The sequence below is a fragment of the Magnetococcales bacterium genome (assembly GCA_015231175.1).
Classification (GTDB): Bacteria; Pseudomonadota; Magnetococcia; order Magnetococcales; family DC0425bin3; genus HA3dbin3.
Genome location: JADGBZ010000155.1, coordinates 1 through 3,339 on the forward strand (window position 1 = coordinate 1; position 3,339 = coordinate 3,339).

The following is a 3,339-nucleotide window of genomic DNA, read 5'->3' on the forward strand; positions in this document are numbered from 1 at the left end:
GAAACTGCTTGACAGTCAAGACAGTTGCTGGACCCCGATTCGTGGCCGGGTGGTGAACGGTGTCGGGCCTCCAGGCAATTTGCGGCATGAGCGCCATGGCAACGCAGGAGACCACCACATTTTGCTGCAATCCCTCTTTCCGTTCGTGCCATAGGTTGCTAGAGTGATTCGCCACTCCGAGACCAGAATCCATTCCGGGCGCGAGAAACCAAAATGACCGAGCCGCCGATTCTCCTGGAACCCTTTTATGCTCTTGATACAGCCGTTTTGGATGAACGTATCCAGCAGGCCAAAACACAACTTGGCCGGCAGTGCGTCATCCTGGGGCACCACTATCAACGGGAGGAGGTCTACAGGTTTGCTGATTTGACCGGCGACTCCCTGAAACTGGCTCGCCTTGCCTCGCAACGACCGGAAGCACGCTATATTGTCTTCTGCGGGGTGCATTTCATGGCCGAGGTGGCCGATATTCTCTCCGGTCCGGGGCAGACGGCCATCTTGCCCGATCCGGCAGCCGGGTGCTCCATGGCCGACATGGCCGACCTCCCCGCCGTGGCGGCTGCCTGGCGGGAGATGGGACGGGTCATGGAGGTCGAAAATCTCGTTACCCCCGTGACTTATGTCAACTCGACCGCCGACCTCAAAGCCTTTTGTGGTGACCATGGCGGTACGGTCTGCACCTCGTCCAATGCCGAGAAAATATTGCAATGGGCCTTTGCGCAACGGGAAAAGGTGCTGTTTTTTCCCGATCAACACCTGGGACGGATCAGCGCATGGAAATTGGGGATCCCCCTGGAACAGATCGTCGTCTGGGATCCCGATGCCGGACCGCTGGGCGGATTGACGGCAGCCACCCTGCGCCAGGCCAGGGTGATTTTGTGGCATGGGTACTGCTCCGTCCATCAAATGTTTACCCTCGCCCATGTGGCCATGTTTCGCGAGCGGACGCCGGGGATCCAGATCATCGTCCACCCTGAATGCTCCTTTGAGGTGTGTCGTCAGGCCGACCATCTGGGTTCGACCGAACAAATCCAGGCGGTGGTGCGGGCCGCGCCTTCCGGTTCAAAATGGGCCATCGGGACGGAACTCAATCTGGTCAACCGGCTCAAAAACGAAATGCCGGACAAAGAGATCCATTTTTTGTGTCCGACCATCTGCATGTGCTCGACCATGTTTCGCATCGACCCACAGCATTTGTGTTGGACGTTGGAAAATCTGCTGGCGGGGCATGTGGTCAATCCGGTCACGGTTCCAGAGCGGGAGGCCGCAGCAGCCCGTACCGCCCTCAACCGCATGCTGGCTGTGGTGTAACGATTATGCCCACGTTTCTGGAACAAGCCATTGCCATAGCTTTGCAGGCCCATCAGGGGCAGACCGACAAAACGGGTGAACCATATATTCTCCACCCCCTGCGCTTGATGCTGCGCCTCTCCTCCAACGCGGAACGCATCGTTGCCGTATTGCACGATGTCGTCGAGGACACCCCGATCACCCTGGATGATCTGCGCCAGTATGGCTTTTCCGAGGAGATTCTCGCCGCTGTCGATCTTCTGACCCATCGGCCCGAGGAGAGCTACGAATCCTATGTCGCACGATTAACCAAGAATCCTCTGGCGCGCCGGGTCAAGTTGGCCGATCTGCATGACAACATGGATTTGCGCCGCTTTCCCACCGAACCCCTGCCCAAGGATTGGGAACGCATGGCGCGTTATCAACGGGCGTGGATGGTTTTGCAGGCAGGTCATGATTCATGACTCGCAAGGTGTTTCGAGACGCCATCCACGACATGATTTCACTGGATCGGGAGCACGCTTCCCCGGCCCATGATCCTGTGGAATGGGGCGATGCCCTGATCCTGGATTTGATCGATGCGCCGCCGATGCAGCGTCTGCGCCGCATCCGGCAACTGGGCACCGCTTCCCGCGTCTATCCCACCGCCGAGCACAGCCGGTTTTCCCATGCCCTCGGGGTGATGCACCTGGCCAAACGCATCCTGCACATCCTGGGGCGGCAGGAGTCGGGACCGATTGATCGTGTGGCGGCTTTGCAGGTCAAGGTGGCGGCCTTGCTCCATGACGTGGGCCACGGACCCTACTCCCACTTGTTCGAGATCATTTTTGGCGCAGCCGTCAACCACGAGGCCCTGGGGTGGCGCATCGTGGCAGAACCAGGTTCCGTGCGCTCGATCATCAGCCGCCATTGTTGCCGGTTGGGCCTGGACGAGGAGACTTTCTTTCATGGCCTGCGGGCTGTATGGGGGAAGGATGGGCGTCTGCATCCCCAGGAGGCGCGCCACTTCGGGCGTCAGGTGATCTCCAGCCAACTGGACGCCGACCGGATGGACTACGTGTTGCGGGACGCCTATTTTACCGGTGTCGCCTACGGGCGTTATGACCTGGAGTGGCTCCTGCACAGCCTGCGGTTGTGTACCGTGGCGGGGAGTCCACGCCTGTGCGTGGACATCACCCGGGGGCCGACCGCCCTGGAGAGTTATATCGCAGCCCGCGACAACATGTACCGGCAGGTCTACCATCACAAAACGATCCGGGCCATGGACTCCCTGCTCATGCACCTCTTCGCCGTTCTGGTTTGGGGGCGGGAGCTGCTGGGGGAGTATCCGCCGGGGACGCCTTCGGAGTTGGTCCGGTTTCTTGACGCCGTCCGGCAGCCGGGCGCGCAACCTTTGCCCCTGGATCTCTTCCTGGCGCTCGACGATGCTGTCGTGGATTATGCCGTCAACCATTGGGCCGAACATTTGCCGGAGACGCCGCTCCCCTGGGGAGAGTTGCGCTGGAAGAGCCGGCTGTTCCGGGATCGGAAACCCCTCTATCGTCGTCTGTACTGGTGCACGGTCGATCCCAGGGATTCGGGGCAGACCATTCGCTCCGACGTGATCCAAAGCCCGGAAGCGGCCCATGCCCTGGAGCGGTTTTTTCGCGCCCATGACAACACGGCATTGCCCGTTGAGTGGCCCGAGGGGGGGGCGCCTCGCCAGATTCCTTTGCGCTTTCTGGTGCGGGTGGACAGCGTGGAACGGACCCCCTACGCCCATTTGCAGTATGCCGCCGATTTGCAGGATCCGGTCTTTGTCCTGGACGGATCCAGCCAGGCTGTGGCAGCGGAAGATGCCTCAACCCATATCAGCTTTTATGGCCACAACCGCCGTCGTCTGGTACGGGTGTTTGTCGATCCCCGGGGGGATCACGCCGTGGCCTCTCTGCTCAAGAGGGATTTTTGCCACCCTGATCTGGTTGTTGAGGTTCCTCGGGAGTAATGATTCAGCACCGGCAACGCATCGGGGTCCAGGGGGCTGGCTCCCTGGCGGGTCCAGGGCAGCGC

3 protein-coding genes are annotated in these 3,339 nt (G+C 60.5%); all 3 read left to right on the forward strand.

The genetic code is table 11. The features are described from left to right. Positions 1-213 precede the first annotated feature (213 nt). The 3 genes from nadA to HQL63_16095 are packed head-to-tail and all read left to right on the forward strand — an operon-like array spanning position 214 to position 3,274. Positions 214-1,311, forward strand: coding sequence for a quinolinate synthase NadA (gene nadA / locus HQL63_16085; protein MBF0178342.1), 1,098 nt, complete (start codon positions 214-216; stop codon positions 1,309-1,311). Positions 1,312-1,316: 5 nt separating this feature from the next. Beyond that, positions 1,317-1,754, forward strand: a complete 438-nt coding sequence (locus HQL63_16090) for an HD domain-containing protein (protein MBF0178343.1) — start codon at positions 1,317-1,319, stop codon at positions 1,752-1,754. Continuing rightward, positions 1,751-3,274, forward strand: coding sequence for an HD domain-containing protein (locus HQL63_16095; protein ID MBF0178344.1), 1,524 nt, complete (start codon positions 1,751-1,753; stop codon positions 3,272-3,274). The genes HQL63_16090 and HQL63_16095 overlap by 4 nt, the downstream gene beginning before the upstream one ends. Positions 3,275-3,339 lie beyond the last annotated feature (65 nt).